The organism is Bacillus sp. FSL W8-1202, from assembly GCF_038006165.1.
Taxonomy (GTDB): domain Bacteria; phylum Bacillota; class Bacilli; order Bacillales; family Bacillaceae; genus Bacillus; species Bacillus subtilis.
This window is the reverse complement of record NZ_JBBOUR010000001.1, coordinates 423,030-444,575: the sequence shown is the minus strand read 5'-3', so window position 1 is coordinate 444,575 and position 21,546 is coordinate 423,030. Positions and strand designations below refer to the sequence as shown.

Here is a 21,546-nt window from a genome sequence, read left to right as displayed (position 1 = left end):
GTAAAAATCATCCTTTTGCTATGACATTTCACCTTTCTGAACGCTGAAACAGGAGGAAAATATATGCCAAACCAGAAACAAAAATCTAAAAGTAAATTGAAACCCTTTTATGCCTTAGTAAGACGTACCAATCCTTCTTATGGAAAGCTCGCCTTTGCGCTTGCCCTCAGTGTTGTAACCACACTGGTCAGCCTGCTCATTCCATTATTAACGAAGCAGCTTGTCGATGGTTTTTCTATGTCAAATCTGTCAGGCACGCAAATCGGTTTGATCGCGCTGGTGTTTTTCGTTCAGGCGGGTTTAAGCGCTTATGCCACCTATGCGCTTAACTATAATGGACAAAAAATCATTTCCGGACTGCGGGAGTTATTATGGAAGAAATTAATTAAGCTTCCTGTCTCTTATTTCGATACAAATGCTTCCGGAGAAACAGTCAGCCGTGTAACGAATGATACGATGGTGGTCAAAGAACTGATTACAACCCACATCAGCGGGTTTATTACAGGCATCATTTCTGTCATTGGATCATTGACAATCTTGTTTATTATGAACTGGAAGCTGACGCTGCTTGTGTTAGTGGTCGTTCCGCTGGCTGCTCTTATTTTGGTGCCGATTGGACGGAAAATGTTCTCCATTTCACGGGAAACGCAAGATGAAACGGCTCGTTTTACAGGCCTGCTGAATCAAATTCTCCCGGAAATCAGACTCGTCAAGGCTTCAAATGCGGAGGATGTCGAATATGGTCGCGGGAAGATGGGGATTTCCTCATTATTTAAGCTTGGCGTTCGTGAAGCTAAGGTTCAATCGCTTGTCGGCCCGCTTATTTCACTCGTGTTAATGGCAGCGCTTGTCGCAGTGATCGGATATGGCGGCATGCAGGTCTCATCAGGCGAGCTCACAGCCGGAGCGCTCGTGGCTTTTATTTTATATTTATTTCAAATTATTATGCCGATGGGCCAGATTACAACGTTTTTCACACAGCTGCAAAAATCAATCGGTGCAACAGAACGAATGATTGAGATTTTGGCAGAGGAAGAGGAAGATACAGTGACAGGAAAACAAATTGAAAATGCGCATCTGCCTATCCAGCTTGATCGCGTGTCTTTTGGATATAAGCCTGATCAGCTGATCTTAAAAGAGGTCAGCGCTGTCATTGAAGCAGGTAAAGTCACAGCGATTGTCGGTCCGAGCGGCGGGGGGAAAACGACGCTGTTTAAGCTGCTTGAACGTTTTTATTCTCCGACTGCAGGGTCCATTCGGCTGGGGGACGAGCCGATTGATACTTATTCGCTTGAATCGTGGCGGGAGCACATCGGGTATGTATCACAGGAAAGCCCGTTAATGTCCGGGACAATCAGAGAAAATATTTGCTACGGGTTAGAACGAGATGTGACGGATGCTGAGATCGAAAAAGCCGCGGAGATGGCATATGCGCACAATTTTATAAAGGAGCTGCCGAATCAGTTTGATACAGAAGTGGGCGAACGCGGCATTATGCTGTCAGGCGGACAAAGGCAAAGAATCGCGATTGCGAGAGCGCTTCTCCGTAACCCAAGCATTCTTATGCTCGATGAAGCGACCTCAAGTCTCGACAGCCAATCTGAAAAGTCAGTTCAGCAGGCGCTGGAGGTGCTGATGGAGGGCCGCACAACAATTGTTATCGCTCACCGCCTATCTACCGTTGTAGATGCGGACCAGCTTTTGTTTGTTGAAAAAGGCGAAATTACCGGTCGTGGAACACACCATGAGTTAATGGCTTCCCATGATCTTTATCGGGATTTTGCTGAACAGCAGCTGAAAATGAATGCGGACTTAGAAAACAAAGCCGGGTAAATTTTGGTCGAATCAGCCAATAAAAAAGAGGAGGGATTTTCCCAATCCTTCCTTTTGAACTATTGAGGGGCTTACGATTTATGGTATACTACTGACGGTAATATTGTATAAAACGGAGGGTAGTTGTGGGAAAACACACTTCTGAACATAAAAATCACGCACAAATTGTCCAGCTGCTTCAAGATGGACAATATTTTTTTCATAAAGGCTTGAAAGCGTATAAAGAGCGCAATCTAAAACGGGCAAGCAAACTGATTCAGCGCGCGGTTCATTTGGAGCCGGAGGATTCAGAGATGCTTTCACAGCTTGCGGTCATTTATTCGGAAATGGGCCAATATCAAGAGTCGAACGATCTTCTTGACTATATCATGGCAAATCTGGAGGCCGAAATGCCGGAGTGCCATTACTTTAAAGCGAATAACTTTGCCCATCTGGGGCTCTTCCAGGAAGCTTATAAAGAAGCGGCCGCTTATTCTGATGCGGACCCGGATGGTGAATTCGCCGAAGAAAACGATAGTCTGCTTGATTTGCTCGATTTAGGAGACGACGGCATTGAGGATTCGTTGTATGATCAGGATGAACTGCTGGTGAAACAGGATCGGGCAAAGTCATTGCTGGAAAGCGGCCAGCTTGCTGAAGCGGTTGCGGCGCTTGAGGAAATCACAGCTGAATATCCGGAGCTTTGGTCAGCATACAACAATCTCGCGCTTGCCTATTTCTATTCAGGAAACGTTGTAAAAGCGAAGCAAACCGCTTATGAAGTGCTTTCTCATAATGAAGGAAATCTTCACGCCTTATGCAATCTTCTCGTTTTCTACTATTATGAAAGAGAAGACGTAAAAGTGGCGGAATTGAGTGATCAGCTCTCCAATGTCTATCCGATGCTATTGGAGCAGCGTTATAAATTGGGTGCTACTTTGGCGCTTGTCGGCCGCTACGAGATCGGATATAAATGGCTCAAATCATTATATAAAACCGGCTTTGAAGGTGACGACACCTTCTTTTACTGGCTTTCCTGCTCTGCTTATTTTACGGGACATACCGACTTTGCCGAGACGATCTGGAGAAAAGTCGAGTCGCAATATCCCGGCGAAGACCGCCCGGCGCCTTGGATTGAGCGGAGGGAAGCTCTTCCTTCATCTGTGGAGCAGCGTCTCGCAGCCTATTATATCAGCAGCACAAAGGGAGAAACAGAGCATCTTGAAGCGGTGATACGCTCAAAGAGAATTACCGCTCCTTTTGAAAATCATTTTGTAAAGCTGCTTCTGAATGGAGATTCTGCTGCTGCTGACGTTTCAGAGGATGCACTTTTCGCTTATCAAACGGTCAAACTATTAGAGCAAGCTGAAAAAGAAGAGATGAAAACAGAAGTCATGAGCTGCTGGGTTTTCCATGTCATCCAGCAAATTCGTGCAGCTGCTCCGTTGAAGAATGAGAAAGGCTGGGCAGCAGCCATCTGTTATATTTGGAAAGAAGCCCATGGCAAGCAAGACACGAAAAAAGACACAGCGTCCCGATTCGGCATCTCTCCGGCAACTTTGACGAAATATATGAAATATATTGATGATATTCTAGAATAGTAAATTTTAAAGAGTCGATTTATTTAATCGACTCTTTTTTTGTTTGATAGATTATATTAAGAAAATAATATCGACAGTTTTTTTACACGCTTAAGAAAAATGACAAATGATGTGTGACTTGACATCTGTTTGAAACATAAATGTAATAAAATTTATCGCTAATTTGTCGAAACTTGATGGTATAATGATTCTCGTACATAAGGAATTAGTGTTTTTTACATATGATGTGAAATAAACGCTATACAACCAGAATAAGAGATGCACAGAATAATTAACCATAAACAACCATCATTCCTCGTAGAGTATGAGGAACGAAACTTGATGTTCAAAATACGATTCCAAATGAGGACAGGTTCACAGTAAAAGGGAGGATATAAAAAGTGAGAAAGAGTTTAATTACACTTGGTTTGGCTTCCGTCATCGGGACAAGCAGTTTTTTGATCCCATTTACAAGTAAAACTGCATCGGCGGAAACATTAGATGAAAAGAAGCAAAAAATCGAAAGCAAGCAATCTGAGGTTGCTTCCAGCATTGAAGCGAAGGAAAAAGAATTAACTGAGCTTCAGGAAAATCAATCAAAGATTGAAAAAGAACTGAAAGACATTAACGCTAAGGCGCTTGATACAAGCAACAAGATCGAAGATAAAAAAGAAGAAAATGATAAAACAAAAGAAGAAATCAAAAAACTGAAAAAAGAGATTAAAGAAACAGAAGCACGTATTGAAAAACGCAATGAAATCCTGAAAAAACGCGTTCGTTCTTTACAGGAAAGCGGCGGATCTCAAGGATACATAGATGTTCTTTTAGGATCAACAAGCTTTGGTGACTTTATCTCTCGTGCGACTGCGGTTTCATCTATTGTGGACGCAGACAAAGATTTAATCAAACAGCAAGAGCAGGATAAAGCGAAGCTCGAAGATTCTGAAGCGGATTTGAATGACAAGCTGAAAGAAGTTCAAGCTGCATTGGCTAAACTAGAAACAATGCAAAAAGACCTTGATAAACAGCTTAATGAAAAAGACAAGCTTTTCGACGAAGCAAAAGCAAGCCAGAAGAAAACGGCTAAAGCGATTTCTGAATTAAAATCAGAGGCGTCTGAACTTGCAAATCAAAAAGCAAATACTGAAGCGGAACAAGCACGCATCAAAAAAGAACAAGAAGCAGCGGCTGCTTTGATCAAAAAGCAGGAAGAAGCACAAAAAGCATCTGATGAAACACAAACAGATGACAGCCAAACGGCTACAACTGAATCAGCAAAAGCAAGCTCATCTGATGATTCTTCAGATAATTCTTCTAACGGTTCATCAAACAGTTCGTCTAATGGCTCATCTTCTAAGAAGAGCAGCGGCTCAAACAGCAATTCAGGCGGCACTGTTATCAGCAACTCCGGCGGAATTGAAGGCGCGATCAGCGTTGGTTCAAGCATTGTAGGACAATCTCCGTACAAGTTTGGCGGCGGACGCAGCCAATCTGATATCAACAACCGTATTTTTGACTGCTCATCATTCGTACGCTGGGCATACGCTTCTGCAGGTGTTAACCTTGGACCTGTAGGCGGAACAACTACTGATACGTTAGTTGGCAGAGGACAAGCTGTCAGCGCGTCTGAAATGAAACGCGGAGACCTTGTGTTCTTTGACACTTACAAAACAAATGGACACGTAGGAATCTACTTAGGAAACGGTACTTTCCTAAACGACAATACATCTCATGGCGTATCTGTTGACTCTATGAGCAATCCTTACTGGAAAAAAGCATTTAAAGGCGTTGTAAGACGTGTTGTTCAATAATAAATATGACAAGGGCCTTCTATAAACAGAAGGCTCTTTCTTTATTAACATATACCCTTTTCGAATACATTTAATCGTGTTGAGCAAAAAAATAGCGTATCACCATGAGATTTTATAGGATATGGGTAAGGAATACGTTTGATGGGGATTCTTATCTTATAAGAAAGAGCCCCAACTTGAAAAGATGGTTTAAGGAGTGAATGGTGTGTCAGAAGAAAAAATTTATGACGTGATTATAATCGGCGCGGGCCCTGCTGGGATGACGGCCGCTGTATACACATCTAGAGCGAATTTATCAACATTAATGATTGAAAGAGGAATTCCTGGCGGACAAATGGCCAATACGGAAGATGTAGAAAACTATCCTGGATTCGAAAGTATCCTTGGGCCTGAGCTTTCTAACAAAATGTTTGAACACGCGAAAAAATTCGGCGCTGAATACGCTTATGGCGATATTAAAGAAGTCGTTGACGGCAAAGAGTACAAAGTAGTCAAAGCTGGTTCAAAGGAATATAAAGCGCGTGCTGTCATCATTGCTGCAGGTGCGGAATATAAAAAAATCGGCGTGCCTGGCGAAAAAGAATTGGGCGGCCGCGGTGTATCTTATTGTGCAGTATGTGACGGCGCTTTCTTTAAAGGCAAAGAACTAGTCGTTGTTGGCGGCGGAGATTCCGCGGTTGAAGAAGGCGTGTATCTGACTCGTTTCGCTTCAAAAGTAACGATTGTTCACAGACGTGATAAACTCCGTGCTCAAAGTATTCTTCAAGCGAGAGCATTTGATAATGAAAAAGTTGACTTCCTATGGAACAAAACCGTGAAGGAAATTCATGAGGAAAACGGCAAAGTCGGTAACGTAACGCTTGTCGATACGGTAACCGGTGAAGAAAGTGAATTCAAAACAGACGGCGTATTCATTTACATCGGCATGCTTCCTCTGTCTAAACCGTTTGAAAATCTGGGCATTACGAATGAAGAAGGCTACATCGAAACAAACGAACGCATGGAGACAAAGGTTGAAGGAATTTTCGCTGCCGGAGACATTCGCGAAAAATCACTGCGCCAAATCGTAACGGCTACAGGAGACGGAAGTATTGCGGCACAAAGCGTACAGCATTATGTCGAAGAGCTTCAAGAAACGCTGAAAACCTTAAAATAAAAAGGGCTGTCATACGAGTTTCACATTACGTTACTGGGTTTTAATTCCGCTGTAACACATGTGTAATGCTTTTCGGTTATGATTAATAAAGTAATTGACCCCCTTTTTATAATGAATACACTTTTTTGGCACGGATTCTCCAGTTATCCGTGTCCTTTTTTTGTCCATAAATAAAAGATGAATGCCAGTTACAGCAAAATCATCTGAATTAAGGAATGAATATGCTGTAAAATAGAAGAAAAGATTGTCAATGTATCTTCATTGTGGGAGGCATCTTGAAGCGGTATAATAAAGAGACGATGACAGGACGAAGGTTAGGTGACGTACTTGCAAAGAGTGACAAATTGTGTGCTTCAGACGGATGACAAAGTTCTTCTGCTTCAAAAGCCGAGACGCGGCTGGTGGGTCGCGCCGGGCGGCAAGATGGAGAGCGGAGAATCAGTCAGAGACTCCGTCATCAGAGAGTACAGAGAAGAGACTGGTATCTATATCATAAATCCTCAATTAAAAGGCGTTTTTACCTTTATTATTAAAGACGGTGACCACATTGTCTCCGAGTGGATGATGTTTACGTTTGTCGCTGATTCATATACAGGACAAAATGTATCAGAATCGGAGGAAGGGAAACTGCAGTGGCACGATGTCAATGACATTCAGAACCTGCCTATGGCCCCTGGAGACGGCCATATCCTTGATTTTATGATGAAGGGACAAGGGCTGCTGCACGGCACATTTACGTATACACCGGACTTTGAGCTGCTCAGTTATCGTTTAGACCCGCAGCACATCAAATAGAAAGATAAGTCAGGGGGGAGAAAGATGAGTGTTAGTGAATCACATGATATTCAGCTTGTCATTATAACCGGAATGTCGGGAGCGGGGAAAACTGTCGCGATTCAAAGCTTTGAAGATCTCGGCTATTTCTGCGTCGATAATCTTCCGCCTTCATTGCTTCCGAAGTTTTTAGAGCTGATGAAGGAATCAAATTCGAAAATGAGCAAAGTTGCGCTCGTGATGGATCTGCGTGGCCGCGAATTTTTTGACCGGCTGATTGAAGCGCTGGATGAAATGGCCGAAAATCCGTGGATCACACCGCGAATTTTATTCCTGGACGCGAAGGATTCCATTCTCGTCACAAGATATAAAGAAACGAGACGCTCGCATCCGCTGGCAGCGACTGGCCTGCCGCTTGAAGGCATCGCGCTGGAACGAGAGCTGCTTGAGGAATTAAAAGGCCGCTCTCAAATCATTTACGATACGTCTGACATGAAGCCGCGTGATTTGCGTGAAAAAATCGTGAAGCACTTTGCGACAAACCAAGGAGAGACATTTACCGTAAATGTGATGTCATTTGGTTTTAAATACGGTATTCCAATTGATGCAGATCTCGTCTTTGATGTCAGATTTTTGCCGAATCCGTACTATATCGAAAGCATGCGGCCGCTGACTGGCAAGGATAAAGAGGTTTCCTCTTACGTCATGAAGTGGAATGAAACACAAAAGTTCAATGAGAAATTAATTGATCTGCTGAGCTTTATGCTTCCATCTTATAAAAGAGAAGGAAAAAGCCAGGTTGTCATTGCGATCGGCTGCACAGGGGGCCAGCACCGCTCTGTGACATTAGCCGAGAATTTAGCTGATTATTTCAAAAAGGATTACTATACTCATGTTACTCACCGGGACATTGAAAAGAGAAGCCGGAAATAAGATGGGACAAAAGCCGAAAATCGCAATCTTTGGCGGCGGTACAGGTCTTTCTGTATTGCTTCGGGGCCTAAAGCATAAACCCGTTGACATCACGGCCATTGTAACAGTTGCCGATGATGGGGGAAGCTCTGGCCGTCTGCGGAATGAACTGAAAATTCCGCCTCCCGGAGACATCAGAAATGTGCTTGCCGCTTTATCCGATGTGGAGCCGCTTGTTGAAGATCTTTTTCAGCACCGCTTCAATAAAGGGAATGACTTAACAGGCCATTCTCTCGGGAATTTGATTTTGGCAGCGATGACAAATATAACCGGTGATTTTTTTCACGCTGTCACAGAAATGAGCAAGGTGCTGAATGTCAGAGGAAAGGTTTTGCCGGCTGCCAATGCCAGTGTCGTTTTGCATGCTGAGATGGAAGATGGCCGCGTGGTCTCAGGCGAGTCAACGATCCCAGAATACGGACAGCGCATTAAGCGTGTTTTTCTCACGCCTGAACAGATTGATCCGCTGCCGGAAACAATAGACGTAATCAGGGAAGCGGATTTGATTATTATCGGCCCGGGAAGTCTCTATACAAGCATTCTGCCCAATTTGCTCGTCCCAAAAATCGGGGAAGAAGTGATAAAGGCGCCGGCGAAAAAAGTATACATTTGCAACGTGATGACTCAGCCCGGCGAAACGCTCCATTACACCGCTGCTGATCATGTGAAAGCGCTCAATCAGCATATGGGCTGCGGTTTTATTGATACGATATTAGTGAACAGTGAAGACATTCCCGACGAAATAAAACGTAAGTACGAAATGGAATCGGCGCGTCCTGTTGATTTTGATATCGAAGAGCTGAAAGCGATGGGGCTTGAAGTCATCAGAGATCAAATTGTAACGTATAAAAATGACGTAATACGTCACGATACACATAAAGTGGCCTCTCTTCTTGTTGATTTACTGAAAGAATGAAGCCTTGAAATGAGGTGGCTATATGTCATTTGCATCAGAAACAAAAAAAGAATTAACGAATCTGGAAGTGAAGGACTGCTGCATTAATGCCGAGCTGTCTGCACTCATTCGGATGAATGGAGCTTTATCATTTACAAACCGCCATCTCGTACTCGATGTTCAAACCGAAAACGCGGCGATTGCCCGCCGCATCTATACATTGCTGAAAAAACAATATGATGTGTCGGTCGAGCTTCTGGTCAGAAAGAAAATGCGGCTGAAAAAGAATAACGTCTATATTGTGCGTTTTTCAGAAAATGCAAAAACGATCTTAGAGGATTTAAAAATACTCGGGGAGAATTTTGTGTTTGAACGAAGTATTTCGAAAGAGCTGGTCAAAAAGAGATGCTGCAAGCGTTCTTATATGAGAGGAGCATTTTTGGCAGGAGGTTCGGTCAATAACCCGGAAACCTCCTCGTATCATTTAGAAATCTTCTCTCTTTATAAGGAGCATAACGATTCATTATGTGACCTGTTAAATGAGTTTCAGTTAAACAGCAAAACGCTTGAACGGAAAAAAGGCTATATTACCTATTTAAAAGAGGCTGAAAAGATTACAGAGTTTCTGAACGTAATTGGCGCTCACAATTCGCTTCTGCGATTTGAGGATGTCAGAATCGTCCGGGACATGAGAAATTCGGTCAACCGCCTCGTCAATTGTGAAACAGCCAACTTAAACAAAACAATCGGCGCATCGCTGAGACAGGTGGAAAATATTAAATACATCGATGAAAGAATCGGCCTGGAGGCGCTGCCTGAAAAACTTCGGGAAATTGCGCAGCTGCGGATTGATTATCAGGAAGTGACGCTGAAAGAGCTGGGGGAAATGGTAGCAAGCGGGAAAATCAGCAAATCAGGAATCAATCACAGGCTGAGAAAACTTGACGAAATCGCAGAACAGCTGCGGACTGGGCAAACCGTCACTTTAAAATAACCGTAAAGAAAAGGGGAGATCTTATGGTTCAACAGAAAGTGGAAGTTCGATTAAAGACAGGACTGCAAGCACGTCCTGCTGCTTTGTTTGTACAAGAAGCAAACCGGTTTACGTCAGATGTGTTTCTTGAGAAGGATGGGAAAAAAGTAAACGCCAAAAGCATCATGGGACTGATGAGCCTGGCGGTAAGCACAGGCACTGAGGTTACCTTGATTGCCCAGGGAGAAGATGAACAAGAGGCGCTGGAGAAGCTGGCTGCTTACGTTCAAGAAGAAGTTTAGGTGATAAAAATGAGTGACTTTCTAAAAGACTGCTTTCAGAAAATCGGCTGGGAGAAAGACCATGTCAGCTTCGGCGATCTTCCCCTTTTTCTCAAAGCAATGGCATACCGTTTTCCATTCGAAAACCGTGCCGTACTTGCAAAAGAGAATTATAAGATCACAAAAGAAGAGCTATGGCGACGTCTGCTCAAAGATCAGCACGGCGGCCTATGCTACGATTTAAATGGTTTTCTTTATTTTGTCTTGCGTGAGGCTGGGTTTCATGTGAAGCTCATTCGAGGAACGGTTTATGCAGGCGATCAAGAGGGATGGGCACTAGAAGGGACGCATGCTGCTGTATGGCTGTCTGCGGAAAACGGCGATTACCTCGTTGATATCGGCTTCGGCATCAACCTGGCGCTCCAGCCGATACCGCTTTCCGGAGAAACGGTACAGTCACCAGTCGGGTCATTCCGAATCAAAAGAGAAGAGACAGAAAAGGGCAGCCATGTTCTGCTGATGGACAAGGGAGAAGGCTGGCAAATCGGGTACGCCTTTACTCTTGAAGAGAGTGATCTCGGTGATTTAGATAACATGAAGGACATCATTCACTCTCATGAAAAATCTCCTTTTAACAAATCCCCGCTTGCCTCAAAGCTGACGCCGAGCGGAAGGATGGTCATGTCAGAGCGCCATTTTACGATTCATGAAAACGGCAGTGACATTCAAAAAAGTGACATTGGCCCTTCAGAATTTGAAGAGAAATTAAATACTCATTTTTTGTAACGTGAAAAGCTTGCAGGTTATCTGCAAGCTTTTTCTTATGAACAAGTGTAGATTGCTGTATCAAATGCATCTTCTGGGATATACAGTTTTCCCTTTTCGTATTTATAAGGAATTTCATTCTCTATAAAACACTCTTTGGTATAGTCAGTTAGTGTATCCCCAATTTCTATGTATTTCCCGGTATAGTTGGGCTGACATGCTGAAAGAATTGACGTCATTGCCAGAAACAGCATGATTTTCTTCATCACGACACCTGCCTATTATGAAAATTTTACCTTTATCATTCTATTATAACAAAAAGAAAAAGTCCGATTTGCTTTTCCGCACATGCTATAATAATTTTGGAATCTTCTAGAAAAACCATCGTGATGTACATATAAGGGGGATCAACGTGTATCGGATTTTGCTTGTGGAAGATGATGAGCGGATTGCTTCTTTGCTGGGCGGTCATCTTCAAAAATACGGATATGAAGTGAAAATTGCTGAACAGCTGAATGATATAAAATTGGAATTTGCAGAAATGAAGCCTGATCTTGTGCTGCTTGATATCAACCTGCCTTTTTTTGACGGGTTTTATTGGTGCAGGCAATTCCGTACCATTTCCAATGCGCCGATTATCTTTATATCGGCACGGACCGATGAGCTGAATCAGGTAATGGCGATTGAAAATGGCGGCGATGATTATATCACAAAGCCGTTCCATCTAGAGGTAGTGATGGCCAAAATCAAAAGCGTCCTGCGCCGCACATATGGTGAATACTCGCCCTCTTTGCCGCAGGAATCTAGAATAGTGGAGCTTGGCGGGCTGACGATTTATCCTGATCAAAATGAGGCCGAATGGAACAGCTCCCGTATTCTGTTTTCCCAAAAAGAATTTCAGCTTCTCTCTATTTTTGTGAGGGAGCATAAAAAAATTGTTTCTCGTGATGAACTATTGGAGGCGTTATGGGATGACGTTGATTTTGTCGATGACAATACGTTAACGGTCAATGTCAACCGGCTGCGGAGAAAACTGGAGAATGCAGGACTGACAGATTGCATTTCCACAATCAGAGGACAAGGTTATCAATTTCAAGTCAATCGGAAGGATGAAGCGGAGTGTTAAAGACTTATCTCATCGACCGCTTAGCCATTATTCTATTTTCATTATTAGGGATAGGGTCCGCCATGCTGATTGCGTATTTAAGCATTGTAGAGAGCGGCGCAGAACCTTCCAAAGAAAATATGATGTACATATGGATTTTGCCCGGTACTCTTTTAGCCGCAGGTTTTGCTGCTGATTATGTTCGGCAATTTTCCTTTCTCACATATGTTAAAAAGCTTGCAGAACAAGCCTCTTCTTCGAATGACATCGGACAGTCTTTGAAAGCCCGAAAGCCAAGAACAGGAGAGCAAGCGCTTTGGACGAAAATGATCAACGCACTCGGGCAGCAATACGAAAGCAGGCTCTCACAATATATCAATCAGCAAAAACAGCATTATACCTTCACCAACCAATGGGTCCACCATATGAAAACACCGGTATCCGTCATATCCTTAATGATTCAGGAAGGAAAAAACGGAACCTCATCCTCTTTTTCGACGTTTTTAGAGGAGCTGGAGGATGAGAATGAGAGATTTCGCCACGGTCTTGAGATGATGCTGCAAACGGCCCGGCTGGAGGAATTTGCATTTGATGTAAAGCCGCAAACCTTTGATTTGGCAGAAATGGTTCGTTCACTGATCAATCAGGAAAAACGTCAGTTTATCAAGCGGCGCCTTTTTCCAACATTACATGTGCCGCCAAATGCCGTTCAGATTTCCAGTGATCAAAAGTGGCTTTCCTTTGTTGTTGAGCAAATCCTTTTCAACGCCTTAAAATATTCAAAGCAAGGTGTGGGAGACCCTATTACAATCCGGATTGAAACACAGGGACATGAGACGCGCTTGTCGGTTGCCGACGAAGGAATCGGTATACCGCCGCAGGATCTGCCGCGGATTTTTGACGCGTTTTTTACCGGAGAAAACGGACGAACCATGAAAGAGGCAACTGGAATGGGCCTTTATTTAGCAAAACAGGTGTGCAGCCGTCTCGGCCATAAACTGTATGCGGAATCAAAAGAAGGGGCTGGCACTGTGATGACCATCGTGTTTTCAAGTGACACCCTCGTGAATGTGACAGCATTGTAAGGTTGGGGAGCGGAATTGCAAGAAAGTTCGATGGGAGGATGCTGACTTCCTTTTTATAATAAAGAAAAAGGAGGAGCAGAACATGAACGTGTTGCAAACAACGAACCTATCGAAAACGTACTATTCAAATAAAGGAACAATATCATACCAAGCGCTCAGCGCCTTTGATCTCAGTGTGTCAAAAGGAGAATTTGTCGGGATTATGGGGCCGTCGGGAAGCGGAAAAACCACGCTTTTGAATTTGCTGGCTACCATTGATAAGCCGACCCAGGGCGAGATGATGATCAACGGCATTCAGCCGAAAACGTTAAAGGACCAAGAGCTGGCTTTGTTTCGCAGAAGAGAACTCGGCTTCGTCTTTCAGGATTTTAATCTGCTTGATACGCTGACGATTCGTGAAAATATTCTCTTGCCGCTCGCATTGGATAAGGTAAAGCTGAGAGAAATGGAAGCCCGATTGGATGAACTGGCGGATACGCTGCAAATCAAGCACATTCTCGATCACCGCACATATGAGGTGTCGGGCGGACAGCAGCAGCGGGCAGCCTGTGCCAGAGCGATTATTCACAATCCAGCGCTCATTCTTGCTGATGAACCGACAGGAAACCTCGACTCAAAATCGGCAAAGCAAGTGATGGACACACTGGCTCAGCTGAATGAGGAAAAGGAAGCGACGATTCTGTTGGTTACGCATGATGCCACAGCAGCAAGTTTCTGTAAACGAATTGTTTTTATTAAAGACGGACGTTTCTTTTCAGAGATTCACAGAGGAACAAACAGGCAGGTGTTTTATCAAAGTATATTGGATACCTTGAGTGTGTTGGGAGGCGATTTTCATCAATTTGAGAACTATCGCCCGTAAAAACATTCTTGGGAATCTGCAACGGTATGTGGCCTACTTTTTAAGCTGTGTGTTTGCCGTTTCGGTGTTTTTTGTCTTCACATCATTTATTTTTCATCCTGATGTCAATGAAGACAATATATATGGCGGAAGCCTTGTCAAAACATGCTTGAGCGCAGCTCTTGTCGTCATCATTGTGTTTTGTATATTTTTCATCACATATTCCAATTCAGCGTTTTTGCAGGCAAGAAAGAAAGAGTTTGGGCTGCTGACACTGTTTGGCACATCAAAGCAGCAGCTTCGCAAGATGATTTATTATGAGCAGTCACTTATTTCTCTTGCGGCGATTGCGGCCGGCATTGGAGCAGGCCTGTTATTTTCAAAACTGTTTTTTATGATTATGACATGGATGCTCAGCGTGAAGGTGCCGATTTCGTTTGCCATTGTGCCGAAAGCGTTTGTGATGACAATTGCCGGCTTTCTCATCCTGTTTCAGACGCTGCTCATTTTATCACTGGGACGGATTCGGAAGCTGGAAATCATTGAACTGATTAAATCGGCCAAAAAGCCGAAAAGCTTGCCGGTTTATTCGAAATGGCTCACTGTATTGTCTTTGCTATGTCTTGGCAGCGGTTATTATCTATCTGCAACAGCCAATGCAATTGACATGATGTTTCGGGTATTTCCAATTTTGATTTTAGTGTTAATTGGCACGTATTTCTTTTTTACACAAAGCAGTGTGGCGTTTTTCCGCATGCTGTACCGAAAGAAACACAGCTTCTACAAAGGCACGAATATCATTGTGCGTTCCAACATGATATTCAGGCTGAAGGATCATGCACGCATGCTGTTTTTAACCTCTGTCATTACAGCGGTCATATTAACAGCTACAGGTGTCATCTATATGTTTTATTCCGATTTACAAAGGCAGGAGGAGCAAAGCATTCCTCAGTCTGTTTCCTGGGTGGAAAAGGATGCTTCCCGCTTTCAGGTCATGAAGCCTGAGACAGCTGAGAATACATTGAAAAAAGCTCATGCTGTTATCAAGTATAAGGTGGATGCCACAGGGATTCCTGTCACTTTTCAGTCAGACTTGCCGTATGGAAATAAGAAGATGGAAGCGGAAGCTCTGCTGATTTCAGAAAAAGTCTATAATCAAGTCGCAAAGGAAAAAGGGTTCCCAGTTATTCATTTACAAGAAAATGAAGCATTTATTAATGTTTCTTTTCAAATGATGGTGAAAGACACATTTGGAGAAGGGGAAACAGCAGCATTTCATATGAAGTCAGGAAAAACCCTTTCCTACGTCATGAAAAAGCAGCAAAACAAAGGGATATTGATGTCTGTCGATAGAGTCAGCCGTTTATTGGTTGTCAGCGAAAAGAGCTTTGACAGTCTGTCACAGGATGTGCCGCTGAAGGAACAGATGAGAATGGTAGGTTATGAGCTTGAGCATTGGCAGGAGACGGTGGATGTCTCTGAAAAGCTTGAAAACATGGTGCCGAAAGAACATACATCTGATTTTCAAACACGTGCTCCTAGTTATCAAATTGTGAAGCAGGGAGTTGCATTAATGCTGTTTATTGGTCTGTTTGTCAGCGTGCTGTTTTTTATCGTGCAAGGAAGCATGCTGTATTTGCGGATGTTTACGGAAATAGAAGATACGAGAGTGCAGGTGTTAGCCTTAAAAAGGATAGGGGTTACGGACAAAGAGATTCACTCGATCCTTGGAAAGCAAATAGGATTTTTATTCTTCATCCCATTTATCGCAGGTACGATTCACGCGGGCTTTGCGTATGCAGCGTTAAGTAATATGCTGAATTCCAATTTATTTCTTGAGGCCGTAATTGTCATCTTCATTTATTTTGTATTCCAGGCTGTTTATTATATCGTCACCCGCCATATTTATAAGCGTGCTGTTCTTCAGCGTATGTAATATGAAATCCGGTCTGTTATCAGACCGGATTTTTGATTTATTGAAATTCTCTTGTGAGATTTTTCGGTGTTTGTCCTTGAATGGCTGCGATCATATTTTCGGCGGCCTGTTTGCACATGTTGAAGCGCACTTTAGCTGTTGCTGAACCGATATGAGGAAGCAGCGTGACATTATCCAGCTGCAGGAGCGGATTATCTTGGGTGACAGGCTCTTTTTCGTATACATCTAAGCCGGCTCCCCTGATCCAGCCTTCCTGAAGAGCGCGAATCAGTGCTTTTTCATCAACTGTCTTTCCCCGGGAAATATTGACGAAAATTGCTGAATCCTTCATCAACTTAAATTCGCGTTCTCCTATCATGTGATAGGTTTCATCAGTCAGCGGCGTAATGAGAAGAATAAAATCAGATTGCTCCAGCAATGTATCAAGCTCTGCATATTTAACGCCGATGCTGTCTTCTGTTTCTTGTTTGCGATGTCGGTTATGATAAAGCACTTCCATATCAAAACCAAATTTGGCGCGTCTCGCTGCTTGTTCTCCAATTCTGCCCATGCCGATAATGCCTAACGTTTGATGATGAACATCAATTCCGAAAAGCGCTTCCTCTTCCACGGTTCCCCATTTTCCTGCTCTGACAAAACGGTCCAGTTCGGCAACACGTCTGGCGGAAGACAGAATCAGTGAAAAAGCCAGATCTGCAACTGTGTCATCCAGTGTATAAGGTGTATGAGTCCCGACGACTCCTCTTTCTTTCATTGCTTCTATATCGAAGTTATCGTAGCCTACTGATTGGTTGCTGACCACTTTGAGCTTAGGCGCGTGTTCCAGCAACTCACGATTGATTGACGGCCCGGACGTCCCTGATGTTAAAAGTCCCTCCGCTTCTTTTAATTTTTCAAATAGCACGTCACTCGGATGCGTATCCTCCTGCCATACTTCATAACGGCAATGTTCTCCGATGAATGCTTCAATCTCTTCAGGAATCGGTTTTGTGATAAATACAAATGGTTTCAACAAGGCTCCCCCTTTATGGCTGTTGTCTATTTCATTATATCGGAAATAAATAGATGTTAAAAATATAGCTGCGTTTTTTTAATTTCTGGTTCTTTTGAACTTAAAATGAAGATAGAACAGCTAAATCTGCTTAAAAAAGTTTTTTAATTATCAGAATTCACCCATATTTTTTGTCAGACAAATCATCGATATACGAACTGCAGCCGGATTATAGGATTCATTAAATATAAATTTTATTATCTTTGAAAGATATAAATGTTTATGTTTTGATTATACAGTCCAATTATAGTGTCTTTTTTTGAAATCCTTTTCTTGGCTTATTCCTATGCTATAATTCCTTACTGTAAGCTGGGTAAGAAGGCTTGCAAAATCATATGGATGGGAGATGAATCAAATGGTTTCTTTAACATCAATTTTGGAACACAATCAGCGGTTTGTCAGTGAGAAGAAGTATGAACCGTACAAAACGACAAAGTTTCCTTCGAAAAAGCTCGTCATTGTCACCTGTATGGATACAAGGCTTACAGAACTTCTTCCGCAAGCAATGGGGCTTAGAAACGGTGATGCTAAAATTGTAAAAAACGCGGGAGCCATCGTTTCTCACCCATTTGGAAGCGTGATGCGAAGCATACTGGTCGCGATTTATGAATTGCAGGCTGAAGAGGTATGCATTGTCGGCCATCATGAATGCGGAATGTCAGGGCTGAATGCGTCCTCGATTCTTGAGAAAGCAAAGGAACGCGGGGTGGAGGATAGCTGCCTGAATTTGCTGACGAGCGCCGGACTCGATTTGAAAACGTGGCTGACTGGTTTTGACAGCGTGGAAGAAAGCGTTTCCCACAGTGTGAACATGATTAAGAATCATCCGCTGCTTCCGAAAAAAGTGCCGGTTCACGGACTTGTCATTCATCCTGAAACAGGAAAACTTGATGTGGTCATTAACGGTTATGAAACTGAGCTTATAAACAATCACTCATAAGGGAGGTTATAATAAAATATGCGATTCTCAGGGAGATTCAAGGGATACAATTTGCAGAAATTTCAGAAAGACTTGATTGCAGGTATCGTAGTAGGTGTCGTGGCAATTCCTTTAGGAATGGCGTTTGCCATTGCCTCGGGAGTCGAGCCTGAATATGGGCTGTACACTGTTGTTATAGCAGGGATTTGTATTTCTTTGTTTGGAGGATCAAAATATCAGATTGGCGGTCCGACGGGCGCCTTTGTCCCGATTTTATTCGGCATTGTCATGCAGTACGGCTTGGAAAATCTGCTGATTGCGGGGTTTATGGCAGGAGTGATGCTGGTGCTGTTTGGGCTGTTTAAGCTCGGAAAAATAATGAAATTCGTGCCCAAACCCGTTATCGTCGGTTTTACAGCCGGAATTGCCGTGCTGATCTTTACGGAACAAATCGCTAATTTTCTCGGATTGAGAAATGTTGAAAAACATGAGAACTTTCATCACAACATGTTTGAAATTGTGCAGCAGCTCGGCACCTTTAACGTATATGCCATTTTGACAGCTGTGATCGGGCTCGTCATTTTGCTTGTATCCGCCAAGGTGATGCCTAAAGTGCCGGGCGCTTTGTTGGCGCTTCTTATTTCCACAGTGGTCGCGGTTGTCTTTTTCCCTGACCGCATGGCAACGATCGGGTCAACTTATGGAGAAATCCCCCGCCATTTGCCGGAATTTCAGTTTCCTGAGCTTACTTTGGATAAAATGGTTATGCTGTTTCCGGCTGCGCTTGTCATCGCGCTTCTTGGAGGACTTGAGTCGATTTTGTCCGCAATGGTCGCTGATAACATGAAGGGCTCAAAGCATGACAGCAACAAGGAGCTTGTCGGCCAGGGGATTGCGAATATGGCAGCGCCCCTGTTTGGCGGAATCCCGGCTACAGGAGCGATTGCGAGAACGGCGACCAATATAAAAAACGGAGCGGTTTCCCCAGTTTCCGGCGTCGTTCACGGCGTAGTCGTTCTCCTTGTCCTGCTTGTATTTGCGCCTTATGCGTCCCATGTGCCGCTCGCCAGTATGGCACCGATTCTCATGGTGGTCGCATGGAATATGAGTGAGCGCAAGGAAGTCGCAAACATGCTGAGACTGAAAAATGCTGATTCCTTTATTTTGGCGGCGACCTTCGCCCTTACGGTTCTTTTTGACTTAATCATCGGTGTGGCAACCGGATTGCTGCTTGCATTCGTGTTCTTTATCAGAAGAATGAGCGAAGCGACCCGCATCCACAATCAGGAATCGCATCCTGTTCTGGCGAAGAGAGAAGATCCATCTGTCAGCATGTATGCCATAGAAGGGCCGCTGTTTTTCGGATCAATTGATTCCCTTGAATCGTCATTGCTGGAGCATGTACAGAAAAAACCGAAAACCCTTATTCTGCTCATGAATAAGGTGCACTATATGGATACGTCAGCTGAAGCGGTGCTTGGGAACATTATGAATCGAATTAAACGCCACAATGGAAAGCTGATGATTGTAGGATTGCAATCGCAGCCGAAGGAGCTGCTGCATAAAACAGGCCTTTTTCACAAAATAGGAAAGCAGCATTTCTTTGATCACCATGATGAAATCACAGGTTAAAAAAAGCGGCCATCACGGCCGCCAGCTTGTAGAGAAAACGATGTTTTTTCTACAAGCTTTTTTGTTTTATACTGTTTCTTTAGATATTCACCAGGTTTCAGATGCAGAAAAAGCGCTCCCACATGCCTAGCCTTGCTTGGCTAGGTATGTGGCAATCTTCTTCATGTTCTGGCATGCGGCTGTGAGGAGAACTTGTTCACTCACATTTCGTTTTCCCCTCAACCTGCAATAGCGAAGCCCATGCAGCTGTTTTGAATCTGCAAAGCTTCGCTCTATTTTTTCTTTTCTTTTTTTGTAGAGGTTTTTTCCTGAAACAGACAAGCGATTTTGTCTGACCTTTTCTTTATGATCTTCCCATACATGTCGAGTAATCACTTTCTGCCGATTCTTTGATTTTGTACAGTTTTCAAGCAGTGGGCATGAGGAACATATTTCAGGATTTGATTTATATGACCGGTAGCCTTTTCGGTCAGTTGTTGAGTATGTAAGTGTTTGGTGATTTGGACAAATGTATCTGTCTTGTTCACTGTCATAATGAAATTTCCATTTTGGAAACAAGCCTCGGATAGGGTGATAACGTCTATGTGCGATGACACCAAAGATTTGGCGGTCAGATAATCCTTTACAGATCGGAGTCGTTAAATATCCGGAATCAAGGGCGACGGCTTCTACTTGAAAACCAAATCGTGCGATTTGGTGGTCTAATCGGTCAAGATAAGGCACAGAATCATGGACATTTCCAGGTGTGACGTAGGCATCGGTGATAATGTTGTATTTCATATCTGTTGTGCGGTGATCTAAATAGAAAAAACCTTCTGGTTTGTTTTCACGATACAGATAGCCACTTTCCGGATCGGTTGTACTGTGGCGGATCTCTTTTTCAGCTTTCACCTCCTCTTTGGCTGTTAATGGTTTTTTTCCGTGTTCCTCCCGATCCTCTTGAATGGCTTCATTTAAATCCTTGATATAGTTTTGGGTATCCTGCGCAATTGTTTTTCTTGTGTATTTATGCTTGTTGGCATTGGCTTTAAGGTGTGTGGAGTCGGTGAATAGGACTCGTCCGCCCACCATGTCATGATTGATGGCCTGAAGAACGATCTCATCAAAAATGTCTTGGAAGATGGTTGTATCTTTAAAGCGTGTGCGTCTGTTCCAGCTGATGGTGGAGTGGTGTGGAACCGGGTCGTTTATGTTCAATCCGAGAAACCATCTGTACGCCATATTGTAGTAAATTTCTTTTTCAAGCTGTCTTTCTGAACGGATACCATAGAGGTATCCGATAAACATCATTTTAAATAAAATAAGCGGATCAAGTGAGGGGCGGCCTTTGTTTTCACTGTAGTAAGGTTTCACCTTTTCAATGATGAAAGAGAAGTCTATGTGTTTATCAATTTTCCGAAGCAGGTGATCCTCTTCAACGAGTTGGTCAAGCAGAACAAATTCGGCTGTGTTTTGAGAAGAGTTTCTTGTGTGGAACATGAGAAAGACACCGTCCTTTTAAGTCTTTCTTTTATTTTATTACAGAAGAATGGATATTTTAAGGAAAAATAAAGGCTGACGAGATTTTCTCGACAGCCTGGCGGCCATCACGGCCGCTTTTTTATGCATGCTCAAATCGTTTTGTCAGTTTTTCTTGGTGGGCCTTCATGACGTCTTCTAAAGAGACACCATACATATCAGCAAGAATGGCGATATTTCCGATGACATCTCCCATTTCTTCAATCAATTCTTGTTTTTGCTCAGCGCGTGACGATTCTTTCTCATCCGGCCGGTCTCTGCCGATTTCATACGCCCTGACAGCCCGGGCCAGTTCTCCGGCTTCCTCCATTAAAAAGCCGACGCGAATAAAAGGTCCGTATTCTGTCCAGCCTCTTTTTTCGTAAAACTCTTTCATCCATTTTTCTGCATCAGCCAGCTCCAACCTCATCACTCCTGCATTCTTTATGTATTTCATATTG

20 protein-coding genes are annotated in these 21,546 nt (G+C 43.4%); 16 read left to right on the top strand and 4 right to left on the bottom strand.

Going from position 1 to position 21,546, the window contains the following annotated elements; translation table 11 throughout:
- Nucleotides 1-63 precede the first annotated feature (63 nt).
- The 10 genes from bmrA to NSQ09_RS02225 all read left to right on the top strand — a co-directional run bounded on the left by bmrA (nucleotide 64) and on the right by NSQ09_RS02225 (nucleotide 11,040).
- A complete protein-coding gene (bmrA, locus tag NSQ09_RS02270; RefSeq protein WP_341030511.1) occupies nucleotides 64-1,833 on the top strand; it encodes a multidrug resistance ABC transporter ATP-binding protein/permease BmrA in 1,770 nt (589 codons plus the stop codon).
- Nucleotides 1,834-1,958: 125 nt separating this feature from the next.
- Nucleotides 1,959-3,413, top strand: coding sequence for a tetratricopeptide repeat protein (locus NSQ09_RS02265; RefSeq protein WP_122894759.1), 1,455 nt, complete (start codon nucleotides 1,959-1,961; stop codon nucleotides 3,411-3,413).
- Nucleotides 3,414-3,793: 380 nt separating this feature from the next.
- The gene (gene cwlO, locus NSQ09_RS02260) at nucleotides 3,794-5,203 is read left to right on the top strand and encodes a peptidoglycan DL-endopeptidase CwlO (protein WP_014481004.1); all 1,410 of its coding nucleotides are present in this window, start codon (nucleotides 3,794-3,796) and stop codon (nucleotides 5,201-5,203) included.
- A gap of 205 nt (nucleotides 5,204-5,408) precedes the next feature.
- Nucleotides 5,409-6,359: a thioredoxin-disulfide reductase gene (gene trxB / locus NSQ09_RS02255; protein WP_017695275.1), complete on the top strand. Its 951-nt coding sequence runs from the start codon at nucleotides 5,409-5,411 to the stop codon at nucleotides 6,357-6,359.
- A 318-nt stretch (nucleotides 6,360-6,677) separates the two neighbouring features.
- Nucleotides 6,678-7,154: an 8-oxo-dGTP diphosphatase gene (locus NSQ09_RS02250; RefSeq protein ID WP_014481002.1), complete on the top strand. Its 477-nt coding sequence runs from the start codon at nucleotides 6,678-6,680 to the stop codon at nucleotides 7,152-7,154.
- 24 nt (nucleotides 7,155-7,178) lie between these two features.
- Nucleotides 7,179-8,066 carry an RNase adapter RapZ gene (gene rapZ, locus NSQ09_RS02245; protein ID WP_003243903.1) on the top strand — a complete coding sequence of 296 codons (888 nt, stop codon included), beginning with the start codon at nucleotides 7,179-7,181 and terminating at the stop codon, nucleotides 8,064-8,066.
- A 1-nt stretch (nucleotide 8,067) separates the two neighbouring features.
- The gene (gene mgfK / locus NSQ09_RS02240; protein WP_003244450.1) at nucleotides 8,068-9,021 is read left to right on the top strand and encodes a gluconeogenesis morphogenetic factor; all 954 of its coding nucleotides are present in this window, start codon (nucleotides 8,068-8,070) and stop codon (nucleotides 9,019-9,021) included.
- Between the two features lie 22 nt (nucleotides 9,022-9,043).
- The gene (gene whiA / locus NSQ09_RS02235) at nucleotides 9,044-9,994 is read left to right on the top strand and encodes a DNA-binding protein WhiA (protein ID WP_003228147.1); all 951 of its coding nucleotides are present in this window, start codon (nucleotides 9,044-9,046) and stop codon (nucleotides 9,992-9,994) included.
- Nucleotides 9,995-10,017: 23 nt separating this feature from the next.
- Nucleotides 10,018-10,275: an HPr family phosphocarrier protein gene (locus NSQ09_RS02230; RefSeq protein WP_003219835.1), complete on the top strand. Its 258-nt coding sequence runs from the start codon at nucleotides 10,018-10,020 to the stop codon at nucleotides 10,273-10,275.
- A complete protein-coding gene (locus NSQ09_RS02225; protein WP_015251150.1) occupies nucleotides 10,276-11,040 on the top strand; it encodes an arylamine N-acetyltransferase family protein in 765 nt (254 codons plus the stop codon).
- A 35-nt stretch (nucleotides 11,041-11,075) separates the two neighbouring features.
- Here NSQ09_RS02225 and NSQ09_RS02220 read toward each other — a convergent pair whose 3' ends face one another.
- Complete coding sequence (locus NSQ09_RS02220) at nucleotides 11,076-11,285, bottom strand: hypothetical protein (protein WP_017695274.1); 210 nt, start codon at nucleotides 11,283-11,285, stop codon at nucleotides 11,076-11,078.
- A 146-nt stretch (nucleotides 11,286-11,431) separates the two neighbouring features.
- Between NSQ09_RS02220 and psdR the strand changes: the two genes are divergently transcribed.
- From psdR to psdB, 4 genes are all read left to right on the top strand, one after another.
- Entirely contained in the window at nucleotides 11,432-12,145 is a 714-nt protein-coding gene (gene psdR, locus NSQ09_RS02215) for a two-component system response regulator PsdR (RefSeq protein WP_017695273.1), read from the top strand.
- A complete protein-coding gene (psdS, locus tag NSQ09_RS02210) occupies nucleotides 12,139-13,209 on the top strand; it encodes a two-component sensor histidine kinase PsdS (protein WP_017695272.1) in 1,071 nt (356 codons plus the stop codon). Before psdR ends, psdS begins: the two co-directional genes overlap by 7 nt.
- Nucleotides 13,210-13,291: 82 nt before the next feature.
- Entirely contained in the window at nucleotides 13,292-14,071 is a 780-nt protein-coding gene (gene psdA / locus NSQ09_RS02205) for a lantibiotic ABC transporter ATP-binding protein PsdA (RefSeq protein WP_017695271.1), read from the top strand.
- Complete coding sequence (gene psdB, locus NSQ09_RS02200; RefSeq protein WP_026113625.1) at nucleotides 14,046-15,986, top strand: lantibiotic ABC transporter permease PsdB; 1,941 nt, start codon at nucleotides 14,046-14,048, stop codon at nucleotides 15,984-15,986. The genes psdA and psdB overlap by 26 nt, the downstream gene beginning before the upstream one ends.
- A 37-nt stretch (nucleotides 15,987-16,023) precedes the next feature.
- Here the strand turns inward: psdB and NSQ09_RS02195 are convergent, their stop codons facing one another.
- Nucleotides 16,024-17,001, bottom strand: coding sequence for a 2-hydroxyacid dehydrogenase (locus NSQ09_RS02195; RefSeq protein ID WP_341030508.1), 978 nt, complete (start codon nucleotides 16,999-17,001; stop codon nucleotides 16,024-16,026).
- A 382-nt stretch (nucleotides 17,002-17,383) separates the two neighbouring features.
- On the opposite strand from NSQ09_RS02195, the gene NSQ09_RS02190 reads away from it, so the two are divergent.
- On the top strand, nucleotides 17,384-17,977 hold the full coding sequence (locus NSQ09_RS02190; RefSeq protein WP_213382022.1) for a beta-class carbonic anhydrase: 594 nt from the start codon (nucleotides 17,384-17,386) through the stop codon (nucleotides 17,975-17,977).
- A gap of 18 nt (nucleotides 17,978-17,995) precedes the next feature.
- The gene (locus NSQ09_RS02185) at nucleotides 17,996-19,588 is read left to right on the top strand and encodes a SulP family inorganic anion transporter (RefSeq protein ID WP_017695267.1); all 1,593 of its coding nucleotides are present in this window, start codon (nucleotides 17,996-17,998) and stop codon (nucleotides 19,586-19,588) included.
- Between the two features lie 126 nt (nucleotides 19,589-19,714).
- Here NSQ09_RS02185 and NSQ09_RS02180 read toward each other — a convergent pair whose 3' ends face one another.
- Together NSQ09_RS02180 and NSQ09_RS02175 are read right to left on the bottom strand one after the other, a co-directional pair.
- Complete coding sequence (locus NSQ09_RS02180; RefSeq protein WP_014478984.1) at nucleotides 19,715-21,067, bottom strand: IS1182 family transposase; 1,353 nt, start codon at nucleotides 21,065-21,067, stop codon at nucleotides 19,715-19,717.
- Nucleotides 21,068-21,188: 121 nt separating this feature from the next.
- Nucleotides 21,189-21,509, bottom strand: a complete 321-nt coding sequence (locus tag NSQ09_RS02175; protein ID WP_015251156.1) for a MazG nucleotide pyrophosphohydrolase domain-containing protein — start codon at nucleotides 21,507-21,509, stop codon at nucleotides 21,189-21,191.
- Nucleotides 21,510-21,546 lie beyond the last annotated feature (37 nt).